The organism is Fischerella thermalis PCC 7521, from assembly GCF_000317225.1.
In the GTDB taxonomy this organism is placed as follows: Bacteria; Cyanobacteriota; Cyanobacteriia; order Cyanobacteriales; family Nostocaceae; genus Fischerella; species Fischerella thermalis.
On the sequence record NZ_AJLL01000081.1, the window covers coordinates 174,287 to 198,534 of the forward strand.

At 41.3% G+C, this 24,248-nt stretch carries 18 protein-coding genes and 1 tRNA gene; 15 read left to right on the forward strand and 4 right to left on the reverse strand.

Annotated features, from left to right (window positions below):
• Window positions 1–23 precede the first annotated feature (23 nt).
• The 8 genes from UYK_RS0117715 to UYK_RS0117750 all read left to right on the forward strand — a co-directional run bounded on the left by UYK_RS0117715 (window position 24) and on the right by UYK_RS0117750 (window position 12,500).
• Complete coding sequence (locus tag UYK_RS0117715; protein ID WP_009453707.1) at window positions 24–404, forward strand: response regulator; 381 nt, start codon at window positions 24–26, stop codon at window positions 402–404.
• Complete coding sequence (locus UYK_RS27595) at window positions 401–532, forward strand: hypothetical protein (protein WP_257998887.1); 132 nt, start codon at window positions 401–403, stop codon at window positions 530–532. The genes UYK_RS0117715 and UYK_RS27595 overlap by 4 nt, the downstream gene beginning before the upstream one ends.
• 292 nt (window positions 533–824) lie before the next feature.
• On the forward strand, window positions 825–3,191 hold the full coding sequence (psaA, locus tag UYK_RS0117720) for a photosystem I core protein PsaA (protein ID WP_009453708.1): 2,367 nt from the start codon (window positions 825–827) through the stop codon (window positions 3,189–3,191).
• 101 nt (window positions 3,192–3,292) lie between these two features.
• Window positions 3,293–5,518 carry a photosystem I core protein PsaB gene (gene psaB / locus UYK_RS0117725; RefSeq protein ID WP_016871859.1) on the forward strand — a complete coding sequence of 742 codons (2,226 nt, stop codon included), beginning with the start codon at window positions 3,293–3,295 and terminating at the stop codon, window positions 5,516–5,518.
• Between the two features lie 279 nt (window positions 5,519–5,797).
• Complete coding sequence (locus UYK_RS0117730) at window positions 5,798–6,322, forward strand: photosystem I reaction center subunit XI (RefSeq protein WP_016871860.1); 525 nt, start codon at window positions 5,798–5,800, stop codon at window positions 6,320–6,322.
• 72 nt (window positions 6,323–6,394) lie between these two features.
• Complete coding sequence (locus UYK_RS24365; protein WP_016871861.1) at window positions 6,395–6,598, forward strand: hypothetical protein; 204 nt, start codon at window positions 6,395–6,397, stop codon at window positions 6,596–6,598.
• A 1,256-nt stretch (window positions 6,599–7,854) separates the two neighbouring features.
• A complete protein-coding gene (gene nifJ, locus UYK_RS0117745; protein WP_009453712.1) occupies window positions 7,855–11,511 on the forward strand; it encodes a pyruvate:ferredoxin (flavodoxin) oxidoreductase in 3,657 nt (1,218 codons plus the stop codon).
• Window positions 11,512–11,837: 326 nt separating this feature from the next.
• A complete protein-coding gene (locus UYK_RS0117750) occupies window positions 11,838–12,500 on the forward strand; it encodes a cytochrome b N-terminal domain-containing protein (protein ID WP_009453713.1) in 663 nt (220 codons plus the stop codon).
• On the opposite strand, the gene UYK_RS0117755 is transcribed toward UYK_RS0117750, so the two are convergent.
• Window positions 12,467–14,389, reverse strand: coding sequence for a cation:proton antiporter (locus UYK_RS0117755; RefSeq protein WP_009453714.1), 1,923 nt, complete (start codon window positions 14,387–14,389; stop codon window positions 12,467–12,469). The genes UYK_RS0117750 and UYK_RS0117755 overlap by 34 nt on opposite strands.
• Before the next feature lie 360 nt (window positions 14,390–14,749).
• On the opposite strand from UYK_RS0117755, the gene UYK_RS0117760 reads away from it, so the two are divergent.
• Window positions 14,750–14,822 (forward strand) — tRNA-Glu (locus tag UYK_RS0117760).
• 147 nt (window positions 14,823–14,969) lie between these two features.
• Here the strand turns inward: UYK_RS0117760 and UYK_RS0117765 are convergent.
• The 3 genes from UYK_RS0117765 to UYK_RS0117775 form a co-directional block, all read right to left on the reverse strand.
• Window positions 14,970–15,533, reverse strand: a complete 564-nt coding sequence (locus tag UYK_RS0117765; RefSeq protein ID WP_009453715.1) for an SRPBCC family protein — start codon at window positions 15,531–15,533, stop codon at window positions 14,970–14,972.
• Window positions 15,526–17,556 carry a GAF domain-containing sensor histidine kinase gene (locus UYK_RS0117770; protein ID WP_016871863.1) on the reverse strand — a complete coding sequence of 677 codons (2,031 nt, stop codon included), beginning with the start codon at window positions 17,554–17,556 and terminating at the stop codon, window positions 15,526–15,528. Before UYK_RS0117770 ends, UYK_RS0117765 begins: the two co-directional genes overlap by 8 nt.
• Window positions 17,557–18,519: 963 nt before the next feature.
• A complete protein-coding gene (locus UYK_RS0117775; RefSeq protein ID WP_009453717.1) occupies window positions 18,520–18,855 on the reverse strand; it encodes a ribbon-helix-helix domain-containing protein in 336 nt (111 codons plus the stop codon).
• Window positions 18,856–19,242: 387 nt separating this feature from the next.
• Between UYK_RS0117775 and UYK_RS0117785 the strand changes: the two genes are divergently transcribed.
• The 6 genes from UYK_RS0117785 (at window position 19,243) to UYK_RS0117810 (ending at window position 23,826) form a co-directional block, all read left to right on the forward strand.
• Window positions 19,243–19,776 carry an HNH endonuclease gene (locus tag UYK_RS0117785; protein WP_016871865.1) on the forward strand — a complete coding sequence of 178 codons (534 nt, stop codon included), beginning with the start codon at window positions 19,243–19,245 and terminating at the stop codon, window positions 19,774–19,776.
• Between the two features lie 16 nt (window positions 19,777–19,792).
• Window positions 19,793–20,182 (forward strand): alr0857 family protein, encoded by a 390-nt coding sequence (locus UYK_RS0117790; protein ID WP_009453719.1) that lies wholly within the window; start codon window positions 19,793–19,795, stop codon window positions 20,180–20,182.
• 971 nt (window positions 20,183–21,153) lie between these two features.
• On the forward strand, window positions 21,154–21,519 hold the full coding sequence (locus UYK_RS0117795) for a hypothetical protein (RefSeq protein ID WP_026086501.1): 366 nt from the start codon (window positions 21,154–21,156) through the stop codon (window positions 21,517–21,519).
• A gap of 342 nt (window positions 21,520–21,861) precedes the next feature.
• On the forward strand, window positions 21,862–22,398 hold the full coding sequence (locus UYK_RS0117800) for a Dps family protein (RefSeq protein WP_009453722.1): 537 nt from the start codon (window positions 21,862–21,864) through the stop codon (window positions 22,396–22,398).
• Window positions 22,399–22,538: 140 nt separating this feature from the next.
• On the forward strand, window positions 22,539–23,306 hold the full coding sequence (locus UYK_RS0117805) for a ChaB family protein (protein ID WP_009453723.1): 768 nt from the start codon (window positions 22,539–22,541) through the stop codon (window positions 23,304–23,306).
• Between the two features lie 337 nt (window positions 23,307–23,643).
• A complete protein-coding gene (locus UYK_RS0117810) occupies window positions 23,644–23,826 on the forward strand; it encodes a CsbD family protein (RefSeq protein WP_009453724.1) in 183 nt (60 codons plus the stop codon).
• Window positions 23,827–24,248 lie beyond the last annotated feature (422 nt).

Below are 24,248 nucleotides of genomic sequence, written 5' to 3' on the forward strand. Positions count from 1 at the left end.
AACCAACAACCAACAAATTACAAATGACAAAACGCATTTTGATTATTGATGATGAACAGGATATCCGAGAAACTACCCAGATGTGTCTAGAGATAGCTGGTGGATGGGAAGTTCTAACAGCAGTTTCTGGTAGAGAAGGTCTGGTCAAAGCTGCAACAGAAAAACCTGATGTTATTCTCTTGGATGTGATGATGCCAGATATGGATGGGTTGACGACCTTGCAAAACCTCCAAAAAAATCCTACTACTCAGAATATTCCAGTAGTTTTGCTCACAGCAAAAGCACAGGCTGCTGAACAACGTCAGTTTACTCAACTTAAGATCGCGGCGGTAATTACCAAGCCCTACGATCCTTTTACCTTATCTGATCAAGTGCTACAAGCATTAATCAGTGGGTCGGTGTGAATATATTTCGTGTAATAGCTGTTGGTTGTTGTTTTTGGCGTACATCAACTTTACCGTCTGTACTCTTAACAATGACTGCGATCGCTAAACCTTTTGATTTAATGACTCTGGCCAAACAAGTAGCTTAAGTGCTGAATTGGAATTAGTTTTTGTAATTTTTTATTAATAACTATCTTCTTTCATCAGTTCTTCATTTTTTTTTCTTATTCTCTAAGGAAAGGGTTATTCAGCTACTTGATGTCTCTTGAGCGAATAATTTATCTACAAATAATCCAGCGTTACTGTTAATCCAATCGCTGGCTTTTTCCGTTGGTTAGTGGCAATAGTTAATCCCCAAACTAACAACCAACAAAAAACTTAAATACAGCTACTTTGAGCAGAGTAAAGTTCTCATTTCTTTAATAGAAGAGGGAAAGTTCAATGACTCTTACGCCAGAGCGAGAGCAAGAGGTGAGGGTTGTAGTTGATAACGATCCGGTGCCTACTTCTTTTCAGAAGTGGTCGCAACCAGGACACTTTGACCGCACCCTTGCCAAAGGTGCCAAAACCACAACCTGGATTTGGAACTTACATGCTAACGCCCACGATTTTGACACTCATACTAGCGATTTAGAAGACATATCGCGCAAGATTTTTGCTGCCCATTTTGGGCATCTAGCGGTGGTGTTTATTTGGTTAAGCGGCATGTATTTTCATGGTGCTCGCTTTTCCAATTTTGAGGCTTGGATGGCAAATCCAACTGGTATTAAACCCAGTGCTCAAGTTGTTTGGCCGATATTTGGCCAAGAAATTTTGAATGGAGACATGGGTGGTGGTTTTCATGGCATTCAAATCACATCTGGGCTTTTCCAAATGTGGCGTGCTGCTGGTTTCACCAATACATTCCAGCTGTATTGCACTGCTATTGGCGGTTTGGTAATGGCAGCGTTGATGCTGTTCGCTGGTTGGTTCCACTATCACAAACGCGCTCCCAAACTGGAATGGTTCCAGAATACCCAGTCGATGTTAAATCATCACTTGGCTGGGCTTTTGGGTTTGGGTTCATTAGGTTGGACAGGACACCTAATCCATGTTTCCCTACCCACTAACAAGCTGTTGGATACTGGAGTAGCTCTGAAGGATATTCCTTTACCGCACGAGTTCATCTTGAATCCCAGTTTGATGAACAAGTTGTATCCCCATGCAGATTGGGGCTTTGTGAAAGGTGTAGTACCTTTCTTCACCTTGCAGTGGGGGCATTTTACTGACTTTCTCACCTTTAAGGGTGGGCTTAACCCTGTAACTGGTGGCTTGTGGTTGACAGATGTTGCACATCATCATTTAGCGATCGCGGTAATGTTCATCATTGCCGGTCACATGTATCGTACCAACTGGGGTATCGGTCACAGCATTAAAGAAATGCTGGATGATGCCAGAACTCCAAACATGCTGCCATTCTTGAGCTTTATTGGGCCTGTCGGTCACAAGGGTCTGTTTGAAGTCCTCACGACGTCCTGGCACGCTCAGCTATCAATCAATTTGGCAATGTTGGGTTCTCTGAGCATTATCATCGCCCATCACATGTATGCGATGCCGCCCTATCCCTATTTGGCAACAGACTATGGGACTGTGGTATCTCTATTCACTCACCATGTATGGATTGGAGGCTTCCTGATTGTTGGCGGGGCAGCCCACGCAGCGATTTACATGGTGCGGGACTACGATCCAGAACAAAATTTCAATAATGTGCTGGATCGGGTACTACGCCATCGGGATGCAATTATTTCTCATCTTGCTTGGGTGTGTCAGTTCCTTGGCTTCCATAGCTTTGCCATGTATTGTCATAACGACACCATGCGGGCTTTTGGTCGTCCTCAGGATATGTTCTCGGATACGGGAATTCAATTACAGCCAGTGTTTGCCCAGTGGCTGCAACATATCCATACGATGACCATAGGAAATCCATCTCTCCAAGTTGCTGCACCTTTGGGTCATGCTTTCGGTGGCTTGCGAAATCTGGAACTAACAGGATTGGGAACCGCAGCGCCTAATTTGCACGACCCTGTCAGCTATGCTTTCGGTGGTGGTGTAGTGGCTGTGGGTGGCAAAGTGGCGATGATGCCCATTACCTTGGGTACAGCAGATTTCTTAATTCACCACATTCACGCCTTCACAATTCACGTCACTGTTCTGGTACTGCTGAAAGGGGTTTTATTTGCCCGCAGTTCCCGTTTAATTCCAGATAAAGCTAATTTAGGCTTCCGCTTCCCCTGCGATGGGCCGGGGCGGGGTGGTACTTGCCAGGTGTCGGCTTGGGATCATGTATTCCTGGGTTTGTTCTGGATGTACAATTCTCTTAGTATGGTGATTTTCCACTTCTTCTGGAAGATGCAATCAGATGTCTGGGGGACGGTGGGAGCAGATGGGGTGGTCACTCACATCACTGGTGGAAACTTTGCGACTTCGTCAATAACGAATAACGGTTGGTTGCGTGATTTCCTTTGGGCGCAATCAACACAAGTGATTACATCCTACAATACATCACTTTCAGCCTACGGCTTAATGTTCCTGGGCGGACACTTCATCTTTGGCTTTAGTCTGATGTTCTTATTCAGTGGTCGTGGCTACTGGCAAGAACTGATTGAATCGATAGTTTGGGCACACAACAAATTGAAAGTTGCCCCAGCTATTCAACCTCGTGCTTTGAGCATCATTCACGGTCGGGCTGTAGGGGTTGCTCATTACCTTTTAGGAGGAATTGTCACTACTTGGGCTTTCTTCCTGGCAAGAATGACGGCATTTGGATGAAGGCAAAAGGAAAAAGAATTTAACTTGTGTACTTTTTCCTTTTTCCGGCTATATTGCTTCATTTTTGCCTTTTTACTTTTTACTTTTTACTTCTTTGGCTTATGGCTACTAAATTCCCAAAATTTAGCCAAGACCTTGCTAATGACCCGACAACGCGGCGCATTTTCTATGCGATCGCTACTGCTCACGATTTTGAAAGTCATGATGGGATGACGGAGGAAAATCTCTATCAAAGGATTTTTGCCTCTCACTTTGGTCATCTAGCAATTATTTTTCTGTGGGCGTCGGGGATTTTGTTCCACGTTGCTTGGCAAGGTAATTTTGAGGTATGGATTAAAGACCCTGTGCATGTGCGCCCCATCGCCCACGCGATCTGGGATGCTCAATTTGGGCCAGGAGCTATTAAAGCTTTCACCCAAGCAGGAGCGAGGAACCCCGTAGATATTTGCTATTCTGGTGTTTACCACTGGTGGTACACTATCGGACTCCGCACAAATACTGAGCTGTATGTTGGTGCATTGTTCCTAATTCTGCTAGCGGCAGTCTTCTTGTTTGCAGGCTGGTTACATTTACAACCTAGATATCGTCCTAATCTGGGTTGGTTCAAAAATTCGGAAGCTCGCTTAAACCACCACTTAGCAGGTTTGTTTGGTGTTAGCTCTTTAGCTTGGGCTGGTCATTTAGTACACGTTGCTATCCCCGAATCTCGCGGACAACATGTTGGCTGGGATAACTTCTTATCTACCCCACCCCATCCCGCTGGTTTGTGGGCATTTTTCACGGGTAATTGGGGAGCATACGCCCAAAACCCTGATACCGCCGAGCATGTATTTAGTACCTCTCAAGGTGCAGGCACAGCAATTCTCACGTTCTTAGGTGGTTTCCATCCCCAGACGCAATCACTGTGGCTGACGGATATGGCACACCATCATTTAGCGATCGCAGTCGTATTAATTATTGCGGGTCACATGTACCGCACTAACTGGCGTATCGGTCACAGTATCAAAGAGATGATGGACTCCAAGACTTTCTTTGGTAGAAAAGTTGAAGGGCCATTTAATCTACCTCACCAAGGGCTGTACGAAACAGTAAACAATTCTCTGCATTTCCAACTCTCTTTGGCACTAGCTTGTCTAGGTGTTGCCAGTTCTTTGACGGCACAGCACATGTATTCCATGCCGCCTTATGCTTTTATCGCCAAGGACTTTACCACAATGGCGGCATTATACACACATCATCAGTATATTGCCGGTTTTTTAATGGTAGGGGCATTTTCCCATGCTGCCATCTTCTGGATTAAAGATTACGACCCAGAACAGAATAAAGGTAATGTCCTAGAGCGAGTGTTGAAGCACAAAGAAGCCATTATTGCTCATCTAAGTTGGGTATCGCTATTCTTAGGCTTCCATACCTTGGGTCTATACGTCCACAACGATGTAGAAGTAGCCTTTGGCGCGGCTGATAAGCAAATCTTGATTGAGCCGGTGTTTGCTCAGTTTATCCAGTCAGCAAACGGTAAGATTTTGTATGGGTTTCATACACTGCTGTCAAACCCAGATAGTATTGCTTTCACAGCATGGCCCAATCATGCCAACGTCTGGCTACCAGGATGGTTGGATGCTATCAACAATGGTACTAACTCATTGTTCTTGACTATTGGCCCGGGTGACTTTTATGTTCATCATGCGATCGCTCTCGGTTTGCATGTCACCACCTTGATATTAGTAAAAGGTGCGTTGGATGCTCGTGGTTCCAAGCTAATGCCCGATAAAAAAGATTTTGGCTACGCCTTTCCTTGTGATGGCCCTGGTCGGGGTGGCACTTGTGATATCTCAGCTTGGGATGCATCTTACCTCGCTGTCTTCTGGATGCTTAACACTCTGGGTTGGGTAACGTTCTACTGGCATTGGAAGCATCTATCTATTTGGCAAGGGAATGTCGCCCAATTCAACGAATCTTCTACCTATCTCATGGGTTGGTTCCGAGACTACCTCTGGGCAAACTCCGCTCAGTTGATTAATGGCTATAACCCCTATGGGACTAATAACTTAGCTGTTTGGGCTTGGATGTTCCTGTTTGGACACTTAGCTTGGGCTGTTAGCTTCATGTTCCTAATTACATGGCGGGGTTACTGGCAAGAGTTAATCGAAACTCTGGCTTGGGCACACGAACAAACGCCCCTATCCTTTGGCTACTGGAGAGATAAACCCGTTGCTTTGTCAATTGTTCAGGCTCGTTTAGTCGGCTTAACTCATTTTACTGTTGGTTATATCGCTACCTACGGAGCCTTTTTAATTGCCTCAACAGCAAGTAAGTTTGGTCAATGAATCAATTGTTGACAGTTAATTTTTAACTGTCAACAGTTAACAAATAAATATAAGTTCTCAAGGTTATACTTTGTTATTTTACTTCAGAAATCAATTATTAAAAATATAAAGTTTCGACCTCCTCTCTTGCTTGACTGAGCAAGAGACTTTCCTATTTAGGGCTTGCATTATTGTTAATAATATTATTAAAATCATCTAAAAATATATTTTTAGAAATCGATAATTGATATATTTAAAATTAAGACAACATCAACCAATTCAATACAAAGGTTAATAACAATGTCTAATACAGTTGATACAGTAGATAACGATATAATTAAACCTTTCAAAGGCGATCCATGCCTTGGTAATCTATCCACTCCTATTAATGATTCTCCTTTAGCTAAAGCTTTCATCAATAATTTACCTGCTTATCGCAAAGGGTTAACTCCTTTCATGCGGGGACTGGAAATTGGTATGGCTCATGGCTATTTTCTTGTGGGACCAGAGGTTGTAATTGGGCCTTTACGGGAATCAGCACATGGAGCAAATCTGAGTGGATTAATCACTGCTATATATATAGCTGTATCCGCTTGTTTAGGAATTTCCATTTTTGCGATTACAACATTCCAAGGAAATCCGAAAGGTTCTTATAGTTCCTATTCCAAAGACTCATTAAGACCGTTGAGAACTCGTGAAGAATGGAGCCAATTAAATGGCGGAATTTTTCTTGGTGCAATGGGTGGTGCTATATTTGCATATTTGCTGCTCGAAAACTTTGACGCTTTGGATGCCATTCTTAGAGGAGCTGTTAATGCTAGCTAAACGTTACTTTCTTAACACAAATTTTGCATTGGATAAATTTGAGTTTTAAATTTTGAGTTTTAGAGGAATTGTATGATGGTAGATATGACACAACTAACAGGTGACTATGCTGCTTCATGGTTGCCCTGGATCATGATTCCCCTAGTTTTCTACATTTTGCCTTTTCCTGTGTTTGCCATATTATTTTTATGGATTCAAAAAGAAGCCTCTGAGGAAATCAAAGAAACAGATAATAATCTTGCAGAAATCGGGGAACTTGAAGTACCTAATTCGTAAAAGAGTATCCTGAAAAAGTAAAAACTAAAAATAAAACCCCCATAAGTTTAGGAGATTTGAAAGAGACGCATGAAAAAGAAAAAAACAAGTAAAAAGAAAGATGAATTTAATAGTTATTTTAACTTTTTACTTGTACAAGCACTGTGCGTCTCTCAAAAAATATTTTTACTTTTTTCAGAGATGAATAATGGGTATTACACAATGGGTGATTGACCGCATCAAGCTGATAAACCTTTTCTGTCACTCTCCGAACTGTTATCCATCAGGAAGATAAGATAACAACTCGTTCATAATCCTTATTAAAACTAAAAAATTTTTGACTAACTCAGGAATCTGGAAGACTTCAAGCTCTTGAGAAATTAAACGAAAAAATATCTTTGATTGTATGATGAGACGCTGACGGGGCGACAATAGGCGATGAAGAGCTTGCTGTATAAAGAGTGTAGCAATTCGTGTGAAGTGATGAAAACCGAACGCGAAAGAGAAGAACTATATCATGTTCGCTTAAATACTTATACTGTCGCGTGGGCTGGTAATAGGTAATGGGTAATCGGTGAGACTACTTCTTGCCGTCTTGGCTTCTGCCGAGATGGCAAAGTAGCGAACCCGAAGGGTAATCGGAAAAACCAATGACCAACACCGAAGCATAATATTGTAAGCAATTAACCGAACTTGATATTAATTAAAGCTATTAATGATCCCATCGCAGAAACCAAAAACGGTGGTCATGGATGTCACCAAAAGCCCCATAGAATGCCATTTAATTGTTGGGATTTATAACTATCTAGTTCAACCTGCCAATTAATTTTTCCCAATTTTCTCCAGTCTATTAATCTATCACAAAACTTTTCTGCAAGAGGTCTAATGAAGACAAAGTCGCTGGAATCCTGAATTAATTAATTCTCGAACCTCTACCCCAAAAATTGTTTATATTTTCTGAAAAGCTAACTCATGGTTAGTTTTTTGGGATGAGTGCATTTATTAATTAACAGTAATCAATATGTTTTTTGTGAATGGGATAATCTAAATAATTAATAAATGTGTCTAGGTAATCCCAAAACTTTTGTTTTGGGCTGAAAGCTTAAACCCGTTAAAACGGGTTATAAATTGTACGAATATATTTCGTTTTAAATTCAAGATACCCATACAAATGCTACAAACGCTATCTCCCTTTAGGGAGACGCTACGCGAACACCCCTAATAACCACTAACTACTAATTAACTTAACTTTTGGGGGTAGCTTGCAGGAGGAAATCATGCACACAACTTTTGCAACCATTGATGGGAATGAGGCTGTAGCCCGTGTTGCTTACCGTTTAAGTGAAGTTATAGCCATATATCCCATCACCCCCTCTTCCGCAATGGGTGAATGGGCTGATGTTTGGTCAGCATCACACCGTGCTAATTTGTGGGGTACGGTTCCGAGTGTAATCGAAATGCAGAGTGAAGGCGGAGCGGCTGCGGCTGTACATGGGGCGCTACAAACAGGTTCTCTGACAACTACATTCACTTCGTCACAGGGGTTATTGTTGATGATCCCTAACCTGTACAAAATTGCTGGAGAATTAACTAGTGCAGTTATTCATGTAGCAGCCCGTGCTTTAGCTACCCATGCTTTATCTATTTTTGGCGACCACAGCGATGTTATGGCAGCCCGTGGTACAGGATTTGCCTTGCTGTGTTCTGCGTCGGTGCAGGAAGCCCATGATTTTGCGCTGATTGCCCAAGCTGCAACTCTGGCGGCGCGAGTGCCATTTATGCACTTTTTTGATGGTTTTCGCACCTCCCATGAAATTCAGAAAGTCCAGTTGCTGGAAGATGAGGATTTGCGATCGCTCATTGATGAAGAATTAATTCTCGCCCATCGCACCCGCGCTTTAACTCCCGATCGCCCTGTATTGCGGGGAACTGCCCAAAACCCCGATGTTTATTTCCAAGCCCGTGAACGCGCTAACCCCTACTACAATGCTTGTGCAGAAATTGTCCAACACGTTATGGACAAACTTGGGGAACGCACGGGACGACACTATCAAATTTACGAGTATTATGGCGCAAGTGACGCCGATCGCGTGATTGTCCTCATGGGTTCTGGTTGTGAAACAGTCCATGAAACAGTAGATTACCTCAACGCCCGTGGTGAAAAAGTGGGTGTTGTCAAAGTAAGACTCTACCGCCCCTTTGATGTCCAAAGATTTGTTCAAGCCTTACCAAAAACCACAAAAGCGATCGCAGTTCTAGATCGCAGCAAAGAACCAGGTTCAGCCGGCGAACCGTTGTATCTTGATGTCGTCACCGCCATTCACGAAGCATGGGAATTGCAGGACGAGATAAGGAGACAAAGGGGACGACTTGGGGGACAAGGAGATAACGAAAATGTTTATACCCCTTACACCCCTCACACTTCCCCCACCTCTCCATCACCCCACCTCCCCACTCCTAAAATCATCGCTGGTCGCTATGGTCTTTCTTCTAAAGAATTTACCCCGGCGATGGTGCGGGCAATTTTCGACAATCTCGCCCGACCACAGCCGCAAAATCACTTTACTATTGGTATTAATGACGACATTACCAACACTTCCCTAAGTTTTGACCCTAATTTTTCAACTGAACCAGACCATGTTGTCAGAGCCATGTTTTACGGCTTGGGTTCTGATGGGACAGTGGGTGCAAACAAAAACTCGATCAAGATTATTGGTGAAGAAACCGACAACTACGCCCAAGGTTATTTTGTCTACGATTCTAAGAAATCTGGCTCGATGACAGTTTCTCACCTGCGTTTTGGTCCGAAGCCGATTCGCTCTACTTATCTGATTGGCAAAGCGAATTTCATCGGTTGCCATCAGTGGGTATTATTGGATCGAGTAGATGTACTGAAAAATGCTGTATCAGGGGCAACTTTTTTACTTAATAGTCCCTATGATGCAGATATGGTCTGGGAATATCTGCCAGAGAAAGTACAGCAGCAGATTATTAGCAAACAACTAAAATTTTATGTTATCAATGCTACTCAAGTCGCCCGTGAAAGTGGCATGGGTGGACGCATTAACACTATTATGCAAGTATGCTTCTTTGCCTTAGCAGGAGTTTTACCCCAAGCAGAAGCGATCGCCAAAATTAAGCAAGTGATTGAAAAAACATACGGCAAAAAAGGCGCAGAAGTCGTCCACATGAATCTGCAAGCGGTAAATCAGACGCTGGAAAACTTGCAGAAAGTCGATGTTCCAAGGTGGTGTGATGGGGAGAAATCCAACATCCAAAATCTTGAGGGTGCGCCTGAGTTCGTCCGCGAAGTCTTAGGCAAAATTATGAGGTGGGAAGGGGATGATTTACCTGTAAGTGCTTTACCTGCTGATGGAACTTTTCCCACAGGTACTTCTCAATGGGAAAAACGCAATGTGGCGCTAGATATTCCGGTTTGGGAACCTGATGTCTGCGTACAATGCAGCAAGTGTGTGATGGTTTGTCCCCATGCGTCAATTCGCAGCAAGGTTTATGCAGAGAGTCAATTAACAAATGCTCCGGTAACATTTAAGTCTATCAATGCCAAAGATAAGGACTTTGCGGGACAGAAATTTACGATTCAAATAGCACCGGAAGATTGTACAGGATGCGGAATCTGCGTTGAAATTTGCCCTGGGAAAAATAAATTGCAGCCAGAAACTAAAGCAATTAATCTCAAACCCCAGTTACCTTTACGGGAGCAAGAACGGGAAAATTGGAATTTCTTCTTGAATTTACCAAATCCTGACCGACGGCAACTAAAATTAAACCAAATTCGCCAACAACAACTGCAAGAACCATTATTTGAATTTTCTGGTGCTTGTGCGGGTTGTGGCGAGACACCTTATTTAAAACTACTGTCACAATTATTTGGCGATCGCGCGATGATTGCCAATGCTACTGGTTGTTCTTCGATTTACGGTGGTAATCTCCCCACAACTCCTTGGACTAAAAACTCTGAAGGTAGAGGCCCAGCATGGTCTAATAGTTTATTTGAAGATAACGCCGAATTCGGTTTTGGTTTTCGCTTATCTTTAGATAAACATGCTGAACATGCGGCGGAATTATTGCGAGAGTTGGGAAGTAAGCTTCCTGAGGATTTAGTTCAATCTATTCTTAATGCACCCCAAAAAACCGAAGCAGATATCTACGAGCAAAGACAAAGGGTAGAATTGCTTAAACAGCGATTAGATGATGTAGAGACGTACCATGGTACGTCTTTACAATCCAAAATCCAAAATCTAAGATTGTTGGCTGATTATCTTGTCAAAAAGAGTGTTTGGATTGTCGGTGGTGACGGTTGGGCTTATGATATTGGCTTTGGCGGATTAGATCATGTACTTGCCAGTGGTCGCAATGTTAATATCCTAGTGATGGATACAGAAGTATATTCCAATACAGGCGGACAATCTTCTAAAGCCACTCCAACAGCTGCGATCGCCAAATTTGCCGCTAGTGGTAAGCCTGCTGCCAAGAAAGATTTGGGACTCATGGCGATGAGCTACGGTAATGTCTACGTAGCGAGTGTAGCTTTAGGCGCACGTGATGACCAAACACTGAAAGCATTTTTAGAAGCTGAAGCTTACAACGGTCCATCACTGATTATTGCTTATAGTCATTGTATTGCTCATGGCATTAATATGACCACAGCCATGAACAACCAAAAAGCGCTGGTAGAATCAGGTCGTTGGTTGTTGTATCGCTATAATCCAGAGTTGCGAGAACAGGGTAAAAATCCTCTGCAATTGGATATGCAATCGCCCAAACAATCACTAGAACAGTCAATGTATCAAGAAAATCGCTTCAAAATGCTTGTCAAGAGTAAACCCGAACTTGCTCAACGTCTGCTACAACAAGCCCAAGCAGAAGTAGACGCACGTTGGCAATTGTATGAATATTTAGCAACACAATAGATTGTAAATTCAAACAGATGTACAGCGATAATCCATCTGTGTTTATCGGTGTGCATCTGTGTTCGTTAACTAAAAATAACTAGACAATTGCCAATAAACCTTAGATAACAACACGTGATTGCATTTATAGCCGTTTTCCATAACAGAAAATACAACTGTGAGCATTTCATTGAGAGCGATCGCACTTCAAATTTGACATTCGCTCATCATGTTATTGATGAAAAACATTTGGGACAAACATTTGTTAACTATAAATTATACTTTCTTAATATTTCTTAGCTAAAATTGTTATAAAAGTACATTGTTAGCTCAAGGAGCGGTGAGTGATGGAAAGCACCGAGTTTAATAGGGTTTTGCGGCGCATAGCTACCGTATTATCTGTCGTCATTATTACCCTATCTTTAGTTGCAGCTTCTACTGGCATTTTGTTATCTATTTACTATGAACCAGCAGCAGGCAGGGCTTATCAGTCTTTGAAATTGATTACAGAGCAAGTGCAATATGGTTGGTTGTTCCGTAAAGCACACAATATTGCTGGTAATGGAGTGATTGCGATCGCACTTGTGCAAATTGTGGTATTATTTCTGGGCAGACAATTTCGCAAGAGTTGGCTATCAGCCTGGATCAGTGGAATTTTCTTCACTCTAATTGCCATTGGGTTAAGTTGGACAGCAATGATTTTAAGCTGGGATCAAGAAGGATTCTGGCGTTTTAGCATTGAGTTAGGAACCATTGAAGCAATTCCTTTGATTGGTTCACAACTACGCGAAATCCTGACTGGTGGTGCAATTAGTACGCTAACTATCCAAAGACTCTACACCATACACAGTTATATCCTTTCAATTGCTGCCATTATCATTTCTGGCGCACATTTATTCAGCGTATTGTGGCAAGAAAAACAAATGAAAGCTCAGTTTGCCAACTCTGAAAGTGCTAACTTGCCACCGAGTCAGATTCAAGGTGCAGGAGCATCACTGGCAGAAAGCTGAGATAACTTCCCGATCGGGATTTCCTCAACCTCTGGTAATTTTTCCAGAGAGAGGCGATTTGAGTCTCTACCACCCGATAAGCGTTTTAAAAGCTTCGGTCTGGGATCGTGCAAGAGGTAGATGATGCGATCGCCACTTTGCCAAGCTTCACCCGCAGGCATGATCTGCAATTTCTCATCCCGTTCTAAAAACAGTGGTACTAACTCACCAGTCCGAATTAATGCCTGCAACTGAACCTTTTGTAATGAAAAACCAGGTTCTTTGAGTGTCGTCATCCCTAGTTTCACTTGCTCATCGTTGATATATTGATTCCAGGTTTTAATTTGCAAGTCTGGAATAAAGGCCTGACTGACTTTCGTATTATTTGTACCATTAGTGGCTTGTGGATCACGCGGAAAAACTGCTAGAACGCGGGGTGGGTTAAACTCTTCTGCGGCTCGTTGTGCCAAAACAAAATTCACCTCGCCATTTTTGGTCATCGCCAAAAAAGTTCCCACCGAAGCCAATCCTGCTTCTTCCAAAACATTGACATCCAAAGCACTGCTGATTAGGACTCGTAAATTTTCGGCTTGGGCTTGCTTACTTGCTTCAGGATCAGTGTCGATCATCACAACTGCTTCTCCCCGTTCTTGCAACAGGCGAGCAACTAAAATACTCAGAGGATTGCAACCAACAATTACTGCCCCTGTCGCCTCTTTGGAGGTAATTTCCAGCCACCTAGCAATCCAGCCAGCAGTTAGTCCCTGACAGAAAACTGTCATGATAATTGTGAGGAACACAAGAGCTTTAATAGCATCACCACCGTTAATGCCGTGTTGGGTCAACAAAATTGAAAATAAAGAAGCTACAGAAGCAGAAACAATTCCTCTAGGAGCAACCCAGCTAAGAAACAGTTTTTGTCGCCAGTTCAAGTCACTGTTCCAGGTACAACAAAGAATGTTGATCGGACGCACGATAAACATCAAAGCCAAAACAGTAAATAAACTGCCCCAACCTAGTGCAAACAAACTGTCAATAGATAAATCAGCAGCCAGTAAAATAAATAAGACTGAAACGCACAAAATCGTTAACTGACCTTTGAAGTGCCGCAGTAGTCGTTCTTCTGGAACAGAAGCTGTTCCAAACACCACACCAGCAACTACAGTCGCCATCAATCCTGATTCACTGCGGAGCATTTGCGCCAACACAAATAAACCCCACGAACCAGCCAAGACTACAAGGTTTTTGACCTCAAAAGATAGAAAATTGGCATACTTGCAAATTAGCGCCATCAACCAGCCGCCTACTGCCCCAATTATGCCACCAAGACTCAGCCGCACTAGCAAACTGCTGATGGCAACAAAGGGGTCGGCATTATCGTTTAATATCGTGTTCAGCACTACAACAGCTAGGATGGCTCCAACAGGGTCAATTAACACTCCTTCCCCTTCTAACAATGTGGCAACTGGTCGTTCCACATTAATTTGTTTGAGCAGAGGACTGATCACCGTAGGGCCTGTAACCACTACTAGAGAGGCGAACAGCAAAGCGAGCGGCCAAGGAAATTCACCTAGCCAATGAGCCGCCATACTCCCACCAAGTAACGTAATTAAAGTTCCCAAAGTTACGAGTAATTGCAAACTTGTAGAAACTTTGTTTAACTCTCGCAGTTCTAGGTTAAGTCCGCCTTCAAACAAAATTATTGCCGTTCCCAAAGCAACAATAACTTCTAATCCAGTGCCTAACAAATGGGGATGCAACAGCCCGAAACCGTCAGAGCCAAGCAGAATACCAAACAGCAATAAAAATACAATACTGGGTACTCGCAGGTACGCAGCTACTACCTGAGCGCTTATGCCGGCAACGACGGCAATAACCATCTGCAAGGTGATTTCAAAAGATGCTTCCATGTTGTAGATTTTGAGCTATGTTTTTCAAAATCTCTTGTAAAGAATTGTAAAGACTCTATTTACCTGATGCAATATGACAACTTGAATACTCTTTGTTGAGCAGAAAAGTTTTTTACTTGGTTACCTATAATACACTTGCCCCAGAGGATTGGTAAAATGGTAACGACCCTAATGCTTGATTTATCAGCTTTTGAGTGCCATTTTTTCCTCCTTAGGTTCATTTTTTAACCCTTGACTATGAATCACTTTTGCTTCCACTCAGTTTAACCTGCTGCAATTTAAAATTTTGCTATCAAATTATTCATTTAAACTGTTGACATCAAAAGTAAAAGCCGCTAAATTAATAAAAGTGTGACCCGCGCCCCCATCGTCTAGAGGCCTAGGACACCTCCCTTTCACGGAGGTAACGGGGATTCGAATTCCCCTGGGGGTATCTAAAAATCAACATAGAGAATACTCCACAACAACATTGAATAGCTTGTGGAGTTTTTTGCTATTAATGGATTTTGTTTTAAGATCATCTCATTTCTGGAGGCAATCCAAAATCCAAAATCCAAAATGGAATGACCAGTCCACTACCTTATCCCTCCAAACGTTGGTAAATTGCCAGTAGATTTAGTTGTAAGTCTTTCGCAAGGCGGCGCTCAATAATTCCTACGGGCATAGTAAGTTTAGGCCAAACTTTGACCGTGTAGCAGAGATTAGTCCCTGTTTCTTGACCTAAAGAATAAGACTCTAAGCACCAGCTGCCAGAGAAGTCTTTAAAATCGCCCTCTACCATCTGGAAAGTTATTTCTTTGGGAAAGTTTTCCTCAAGATCAAGAACTACACGGGCAGAAAAATTCATGCGTAAAAAGCGCTGAGAACCTATTTGTTCTAAACGAATACCACCATTGGGATGTTCCAGTAAACGACTTTGGGCTAAGTTGGGGATGAAGTCGGCTAAGGCTTCATAATTGGTGAGTACTTCCCAAACTTTTGCCACTGGCTGGGGAATTTGGATTTTAGCGGTGATTTGTCGCTGTCTGTCGGTGATTTTCTCGATTTGAACAGCCACAGCGTTTTGATCATTCGCTTCAAAGTTAGTTTCGTCTTCAATGGCGATGAAGTTGAGTTCTTCTGGTGTATATTTTTCTTCAGTCACTTTCAGGGTAGGTTTTGTCTTGGTCTGAAAATTGGGGCAGATTTAAGGTAAAACAGATTTTGCTGAGATCTGTATCCTCAATCGGAGTACTTTCTACAGCGATTTCCCCACTCAAATGCTGCACTAAGGATTTTACCAGAGCAAGCCCTAAGCCAGTGCCAGGAGTCCATCTTCCTCTACCGCGACGGAATGCATCGAAAATATAGGTGCTTTCTGCCTCTGAGATGCCACGTCCTATGTTGGTTACTTTAATAATAACTCGATCAACTTGTTGAATAACTTGGTGTGTGGCTTGTAGTTGGATGGTAGTATCTCGTTCTGAGAATTTTACCGCATTGGTTAAAAGTTCTTGTAAGATGCGGTCAAAACTTTCTAGTTCGGTTTCTAATTCTAGGGATTGTTCCGGTAACTCATAAGAAATATTTAGTCCTTTTTCTACCAGCTTTTTCTCAAAAGATGCTGATATGTCTTGGATTCTGCTATTTAAATCTAAGGTTTCAAATTGCGGAGGCTCTTGATGATTCTCTAGCTTCTGGAGTGTCAATAAGTCGTTAATCAAGTTGATTTCCTTAGTACACTCCTCCTCCAGAATATCTAGGTACCTGGTTTGCTGTTCGGGGGTTCTTCCTGGTTGACGCAGCATACGCAAAGCCATACGCATGTTGGTTAAAGGATAACGTAGGCGATCGCTCATGTTACTCAAAAACTCATCTTTGAGTTTGTTGAGTTCTCGCAATTGCTCAACATATTGCTTTGTTCTTTCATACAGTTTTGCTTGAACGTCCAGACTGCGCTGCAATTGGGATGTGCGCTCATCGACTAACATTTGTACTTGCCGTAGTGTCTGTGTTTGAATGATGGCATTGCTGAGTTGAGCGCAGACCATTTCTACCATGTTGATTTCTGCTGTATGCCAGTAACGAGGTTGGGTTTGCTGTAGTGCTAAAAATCCCAAAACTTTGCCTTGACTCTCCAACCTCATTAACAGCATTGCAGGCAGTTTTTCTAAAATAAACACTTGGGCGATTGTGGAGGTATCCTTGCGTCTATCTTTAGTGTCATTAATAATTACAGGCTTGCCAGACTCTGCTGTAAAGGCACGCCGACTAATTCCACACTCGGAAAGCCAGAAGCAATGATCTTGGTTATCTTGTTTATCAATGTAAAAATCTTCTGGCTGTCTGGACCATTCACCAATAACAGTAGCTTTCGCTTTGGGAATTTGTTTTTTGGGTAGATTTCTAAATAGCGGATCAGTATATTTGAGTAATATAATCAAACCCCGGTCTGCTTCTAGAGCCTCGGCAGTAGATGCGATCGCCACCTGAAGCATTTGATTAATCTCCAAGTTGCTGCGACCAAGTATTGTCAATTGCTTGATCAGATTTTGATGCTTAGCACAAGTTTGGAGAAACTGCTGTTGTGAGGCGATCAGCTCTGCTTGTGCTACTTGTTCTAAGGCGATCGCGCAAACTGACTCTACTGCTGTGAGCAAATATTTTTCTGACTCACTCCAATCATATAGCTGAGACTTGATTAAGCTAATGACACCATTCTTTTTGTTTCCAAAATGGGTAGTAATTGCCAGAACCGATTTCACTGGTATCGGCACTTGTTGGCAACCTATTTTCAGACTGTTTTGAATTGTGGCAATGTCCTCTATAGTTGGTTCACCAGCGCATTGCACCACTGGTAAATCCAGCTGCTCTAGTGAAAATATTTCATCTGTCGACGAATCTAAATACTCTTGGGGACACCAATTTGCAGCAATTTCTTCACCACCAGTCACCTCTTTGTGGGCAGTCACTAAGCAGCAGCAATCTACTTTGAATGCAACTCCTAGCAATTGGGCAATATCTTGCAGCATCATTGCCGATGTTGAGCTATTAGCAATGATGTGATTGATTTTTTGTGCTAACTGGAGGGCTGCCTCTTCCTCATGTTGCATCAGATTGACCGGGTAGTGTGTGAGTCTATCTATTTCATCTCGGCGTTGTGGCAACGAAGACAAACGCTTTCTCATTCCTGGTATGCTTTTGGATATTGAACCCATTTCCTTTGTACCCAACCTCCTGCCATATGCTTGCTCCCTTTGTAACCCTGCACCCTGTGATTGAATCTTTCATCTTGTCTTCAAAACTTTACTCTCACCTGTTATAGCCCTTTTCTATTGCAGATCGTCAAATCATCTCATATCAGAAACTTTGAGTAATAAAATACATAAAAATTTAGTTTAGTTGCATCGGGCAAATAGCCAAATATAGTTACAGCTTTTTACACGCCTATTTTGTTACTAACATCTACTTAGATTATCCTGTCTAGAACTATACATAAACCGTAATTTCTCTAGACTTGTCGCCAAGACTTCCTAAATAGCTTCCGCATTAATACTGAATTTTTCTAAAAAATTGTAATATTTTTTTCACACCATGCTCCCATCGCTGACTTTTTAGCTAGGTCAGACACTAATAAATGTAATTAGCGTCAGGGTTTAGCAAAATTTTCGACAACTAAACAAGGGGTAGGGAAAAATTTGTATTGAGATTAGCTACTTCACTCCTTGTCTTTAGAATCATTTAATCTTTAGGCTGATGTTTTAGATCTGTCAAGTGTAGTCAGACCCCCTGTGTTATAAATTACTAAGCCTCTAGATAGTTTCGACATTATTTAAAAGGGAAGGGGGAACGGGAAATAGGCAAAAGTTATTTCTGTTCCTGTTAGATATTTATTTTTTTGAGCTAATTTAATTTTGGCGCAAGGAGTCCGATGATTCGGGCAGAATGTTTATGACTGTTACTTCCTGTTTTTATTGATTTGATAAATAAAATAACTAATTATAGCATTAATTTATATAGTCAATAATTATACCTAATAGGCTTCCTTATTTTTTCTTTGCCTTCTGCCTAGTTTCTTCATAACTTTATGGTGAATACAGCCTAGTTTTGCTTGAAACAAAATTAACCAGGCTGCATTCACCTGAATCCATTTATCCGGCTAAACTTTCGACACTTAGAGGAACCATATCGCCCGTCCTCGTCAGTCCTAACAACATCGGTTGTTGCGGTTGAATTAATTGACCTGTGAGTACACAACGCTCTTCTTGTTGGGCTGTAGCAGCTATGCTTGCTCGAATATCAGATCTGGAAAATCGAGGTTTCCACTCTCCTGATTTTTGCTGGACATAATTCCAAAGGATATCGCGGATGAGAGCTTGATATCCCTGATTGCCTGCTAAATCTTTAAGTTTATCTTTTAATTCGCGCTCAAGACGGATGCTGGTGACTTCCATATCGGTGGTGGGGGTGCGAGTGATGGTATGCATGAGTTTTTCTCCTTAAAACTATAGACAGGATAGTAATACAAGTGTAGTATGTTTAAAGGAATGTTCAATAGGTGAAATTTTCTGTGATATCCATTTACCCCATCTCTACTTCTTTATGTGCTGATCAGTCCCGAACCAGTTGGGAATCAGCGCCTATGGGAGTGGAGTATTTATTTATGGGGCTGATTTGCCTAAAACTGGGCAAATTTACAGAGGGTAATCATGATTCTAAATATGCCAGGATTGGTGTACTTAATCGAGCACCACAACTAAAAGAGAGAAGCGGGAGGTACAGACACCCAGATGCTGTACCGATAGAGGAATAAAAGACTTTTAAAGTCAATTCTCAACCCCCGCTTTAACAAAGAAAAAAGCGGGGGTTTTTGAATGAGGAGTCAAACCGTGACGATCGCAACGCAAGTTTTAGATCAATCTGTGGTGGTGTTTTCTCAAAATTACTTGCCACTGTGTCGAGTAAATATCAAGCGAGCTATTGTACTTTTGCTCACAAACAAGGCGGAACCGCTAGATATTACCACTAATAGCGGCTGGCAAGTTCACTCTCCTAGCTTGGTAATCGATGTACCAAAACAAATTCGCTTGAAAATAGCTTCTCGGGAACGGATGTGGAAAGTTCCACCAGTCAATAGACGGGAAGTGTTGCGACGAGACCATCACAGTTGCCAATATTGCGGTAGCAGCAAACATTTGACATTAGATCATGTGCTTCCCCGTTCTCGAGGTGGACAGCACACTTGGGATAACGTGGTTGCTGCTTGCGAACGGTGTAACTCCAAAAAAGGAGATAAAACCCCACAAGAAGCGGGTATGCGCCTACGTACTAAACCAAAAGCACCTGTCCATCCCACGATTGCTTTTGCGGAACAGTTTTGGATGGACGTGCAAATAAACCTGGAATAACAGGAGAGCATGAGGAATGCTGAAATTAACTTACACCGAAACGAGTTTTCACCTAGAGTGTCTGGCTCAGTCCCTTGAGGAGTGGGTCGCGCAGCGAGTGATTTTGACACTGCGAGTCGGTCAAAGTCTGTCTGTTGAACCTAGCACTGCTTCCTTTCTGCTTCCTGCGAATTTGCCAGGATTAGAACAACTCAAGACTCAGGTGCAATGGGAAGAAAGAGAAATTCTTGCTTTATGTGCATCTGATTGTGAGTACATTGAAGTCACTCTCAGCGGTTCTTGGTTATCGGATGGCTCTGAGAATGTCCAAGGTGTGTTTGTTACCACACTGAGCGATCGCACTGAGTTTTTACTACACAAACTCTGGGTCGCTGCTCAAGCTTGTGCGTCTGTTTTGAGTGAATAATCTAGTTCGCTTGAATGCTTATACTGTCGCGTAGGCTGGTAATGGGTAATGGGTAATGGGTAATGGGTAATTAAGATACTGATGATTTTTCCATGCCCGATGCCTAATGCCCAATACCCAACAACGAAGCATAATATCGTAAGCAATTAGCTGAAGTTGATATCACAGACAATTGACAAGCTGCAAATATCGATAAATTAGGATGGTTTAGAAAATTTCAAAATTTTTCCTAAACACCTTGACATCTTTTGTATTATAAATGTAGCATCAAAATAATTCAAAGTAAGACAAAAATTTTATTACTTAAATAGTTATGTTATACATTCATTTCCTCTCTTCCGGGAAACCACCTCCGTCAGCAAGCCAAAACCTAAACAAATTCAATGACTATATTCAAGACAATTTACAGCCTGACTATAAGGCAAGTAAAAAAGCGATAGAATTTATTCATAAGCTCCAACAAACTTACTATCTGGAACGTAAATTGTTTTTCTAAGAGGTGAGTTTGAAGAACTGAAGAGGCGATCGCAGGCTGGTAATGGGAAAAATCAATACCAATTACCAATCATCATACATAAAAATGAGGATGGGAAACTGCTCTACAGATGTCTACAATTCCCGTCCTCTTCATTTTTGATAATTCAAAAATGTATTTATTAGTATTAATTATAAGTAATAATTTAATAACTAGCCTGACAAATATATATCAAAATATCTATCTCTAGAGAGAGTATTTTGTAAATTTTTGTATTCAGACTTTCAGTCTACAGGTCGATTCAATAAATCTAGATTCCCGACTATAAAATTACTATGCGTACATTGAAAAAAATCAATGTGAAATGCAATCAAGAAAATTTATTGAGACAGATAAATAAAAGTGAATACTAAATCAACAACAAAATTTAGTATTTATGACTACTCAATTTTCTCTTGATTTTATATTACTTACACCAGTCCCTGGAGGAATTAAAATGCAAAAATCTATTTCTTTGTTAGGTTCCATTCTACGTCCCGTACGTTTTCTGTTTGTAGCCTTTACATGTGCTTTGCTGTTGTTCTCTAATGCTTTTCCTGCTGCTGCAATACAAAGCTATCAAAGCAATCCAACAGAAGGTACTGATCAATTGCTTCAAACTCAGCGTGAAACTGACGAGGTAGCTAAATCTGCTCCTCTGGGATTGAAAGAAACTCAACAGCGTACCAGTGGAGGAGGGCTGAACGAAGTTCAAGGTACTGCTGATGCTGAAAAAATGAATCGTCCTGAAAATTCTCAAGAAGCAGTTTCAGTAGAAGAAGAAGTAAGCAACTTTTTGAAAAAAGTTACCGGTAATAAGTAATAGACATCAAATGTCTTTTGCCCCAGAATTTTTAACTGGGGATTTATTTTCTATAACTTTCTCTATATAGCAGAAAGTCAAATCCCCGAATTATCCAAAAATCCGGGTCTCTGTGTCTGATAATTTTTCAATTAAAATAAGAACGCTATAGATTTATATTGCTAAAAAAGCCAGGTTTATTTCATTCTCCCCCTAGTCCGCCAAGGATTTTAATTCTTGGCTCATAGTTTAAGTCGGTTAAAACCTATTACTAAATAAAACATAATCATTCTTTGGATTGATGTTATGTCACGAATGAATTGCTGAAGTTATAAGAGGAGTTAGCTTAAGGATTGAGAAACAATGCGCCCATTAAATATTGGTTTGACAGATGAGCAACGTCAAGGTGTGATTAATTTGCTGAATCAAGATTTGGCAGATTCCTATTTACTGATAGTGAAAACCAAAAAATTCCACTGGGATGTGGTTGGGCCTCAGTTCCGGAGTCTGCATGAAATTTGGGAAGAACAATACGAACAATTGAGTGAAAATATTGATGCTATTGCTGAGCGGGTTCGTGCTTTAGGTGGTTATCCAATTGGCACTATGGAGGGATTTTTGAAGGCAGGTACTATCAAGGAGGAAGGTGGTAATGTACCCACGGCAACCGAGATGGTGTCTCGCCTGGTAGATAACCACGAGCAAATTATTCGCAATCTTCGTGAACATGTTGATCGCTGTGATGAAGAATTCCACGATCAAGGAACTGCTGATTTCTTAACCGGATTAATGGAAGGTCACGAAGAAGCTGCTTGGATGTTGCGTTCATTTATCGAAGGACAAGCATTGCAAGCTGATGGTTCTCAACCACAAACAGAAAAAACACCGGTAGGTGTGTAACTAAAGGTAGATAGAATTGACACCTCATGAATAAGAAAGTTCGTAGTAAGTGTTATCTTCGCCAAATATATCAAGACTAGAGACTTACTACGAACTACTGGTTTGGGATATATGCAAAAACAATATAACAGGAGTGTTCAATGGCGGCAGAATACAAAGCTGAACGGACAATTTCGGCTGTTTATAAAGAACAAAACCAAGTAGATGACGTAATTCGGCGTTTGCTTGACAGGGGTGTGCCTAGAGATCATATTTCGGTCATGGGCAGAAACTTTAAATCAGAAACTCGCATTGCTGGTTTCATTACTAAAAAAGATGTAATTCTTGGTGGTTTAAGAACAGGAGCAATTTTTGGCTCTTTGTTTGGTTCTTTTTTGAGCTTGCTTACAGGTGTTGGTGTATTATTCATTCCTTTTGTTGGCCCAATTGTAGCAGCAGGTCCAATTGGTGCTTTGTTATTAGGGGCTGCAAGTGGAGCGATCGCAGGTAGCGCCGGTGCAGGTTTAGTTTCTGTGTTAGCCACCCTAGGTATGCCAGAAGATAAAGCCGCAGTATATCAAACTCGTCTGCAAGCTGGAGAGTTTTTAGTCATGGCAGAAGTTCCAGCTGATCGGAGTGGGGAATTTCAAATACTGATGGAAAGTGCTGGTGGTGAAGAAATTCATACGATGGAAACAGCATTACCCCGTCCCTGTCCTGGTCGTTGCAATAGTCCCGAGGATTTATCTCCAGAAGTACGCTCTCATCTTTCCGGTGAAGCTCAGAATACCTTTATTGAGCGCTACAACGCTGTGTTAGACGAGACTAATGACCAAATAAAGGCAGAACAAGCTGCTTGGGAAACTGTTCAACAAAATTTTGATGAAGATGATAATGGTGTTTGGTCGAAGAAGAAAGTAAGTGTTTAGTGCAGTGTCAATTGTCAATTGTCAATAGTAAAAACTCTTAACTATTAACACTTGACACTTGACTAATTACGGTGATTTATAACTGGCAACTCGGATAGTAAACCGTTTCTAATGTCAGTTCTTGTTTAGAACTAAAAGCTTGAAATCTTCCATAAGTGTGTCGTATCCATCATATGGAAGATATTAGCTTTAAATTAAATAGTTTAGTTTTAAGATTTTTATTAAAAAATCTATCTTTTGGCAAAGAGTAGTTCGAGAAATTTATCTCTGGGGAGCGAGTTTTTTTTGAATTAATAACAATAATATATTATCAAGAAATAATCGAGGAAAAACAATTATGAGTATCGAAAATAGAGTAGAAGCAACCACTAAAAACATAGAAGGAAAAGTTCAAGAAATGGTTGGCGAAGTAACTGGAAATCCCCAGGATAAAGCTGAAGGTCAAGCGAAGCAAGCAGAAGCACAGCTACGTCATACAGTTGAGAACATCAAAGATGATGTGAAAAAGTCCCTAGAGTAGTATCAGCACACTAAAACAAGGTTTAGAGCTTTAGCAATTAGAGGATATTGGCAATTATAATTTGTTTATACACAACTCAGGTTTGCAAAACTAAGCTCAAAAATTTCTTGGTTTTTCCTAATGTTTTATAGATAAAGTTAGCTTGTGTAGTAACGGATTATCTGAGCCAAATTGTTGACAACATCCTCATTAATACTAGAGCTATTTACTAGATTTTTATACAGCAGTACTGATTTAATTCTCCCCAAGATACACTTAGGGGAGTTTTTACTATATTATGTCCGACTAATTACTTTATTATCTAAAGCTTGGCATTGGAAAATTATCAGTATCTTAATTAACCATTACTGCCCCCAAAGAATAATATAATTCCTCAAGCGGACATGATATTATTTCTGCTTTTAATTAATAATAAAAAAGGT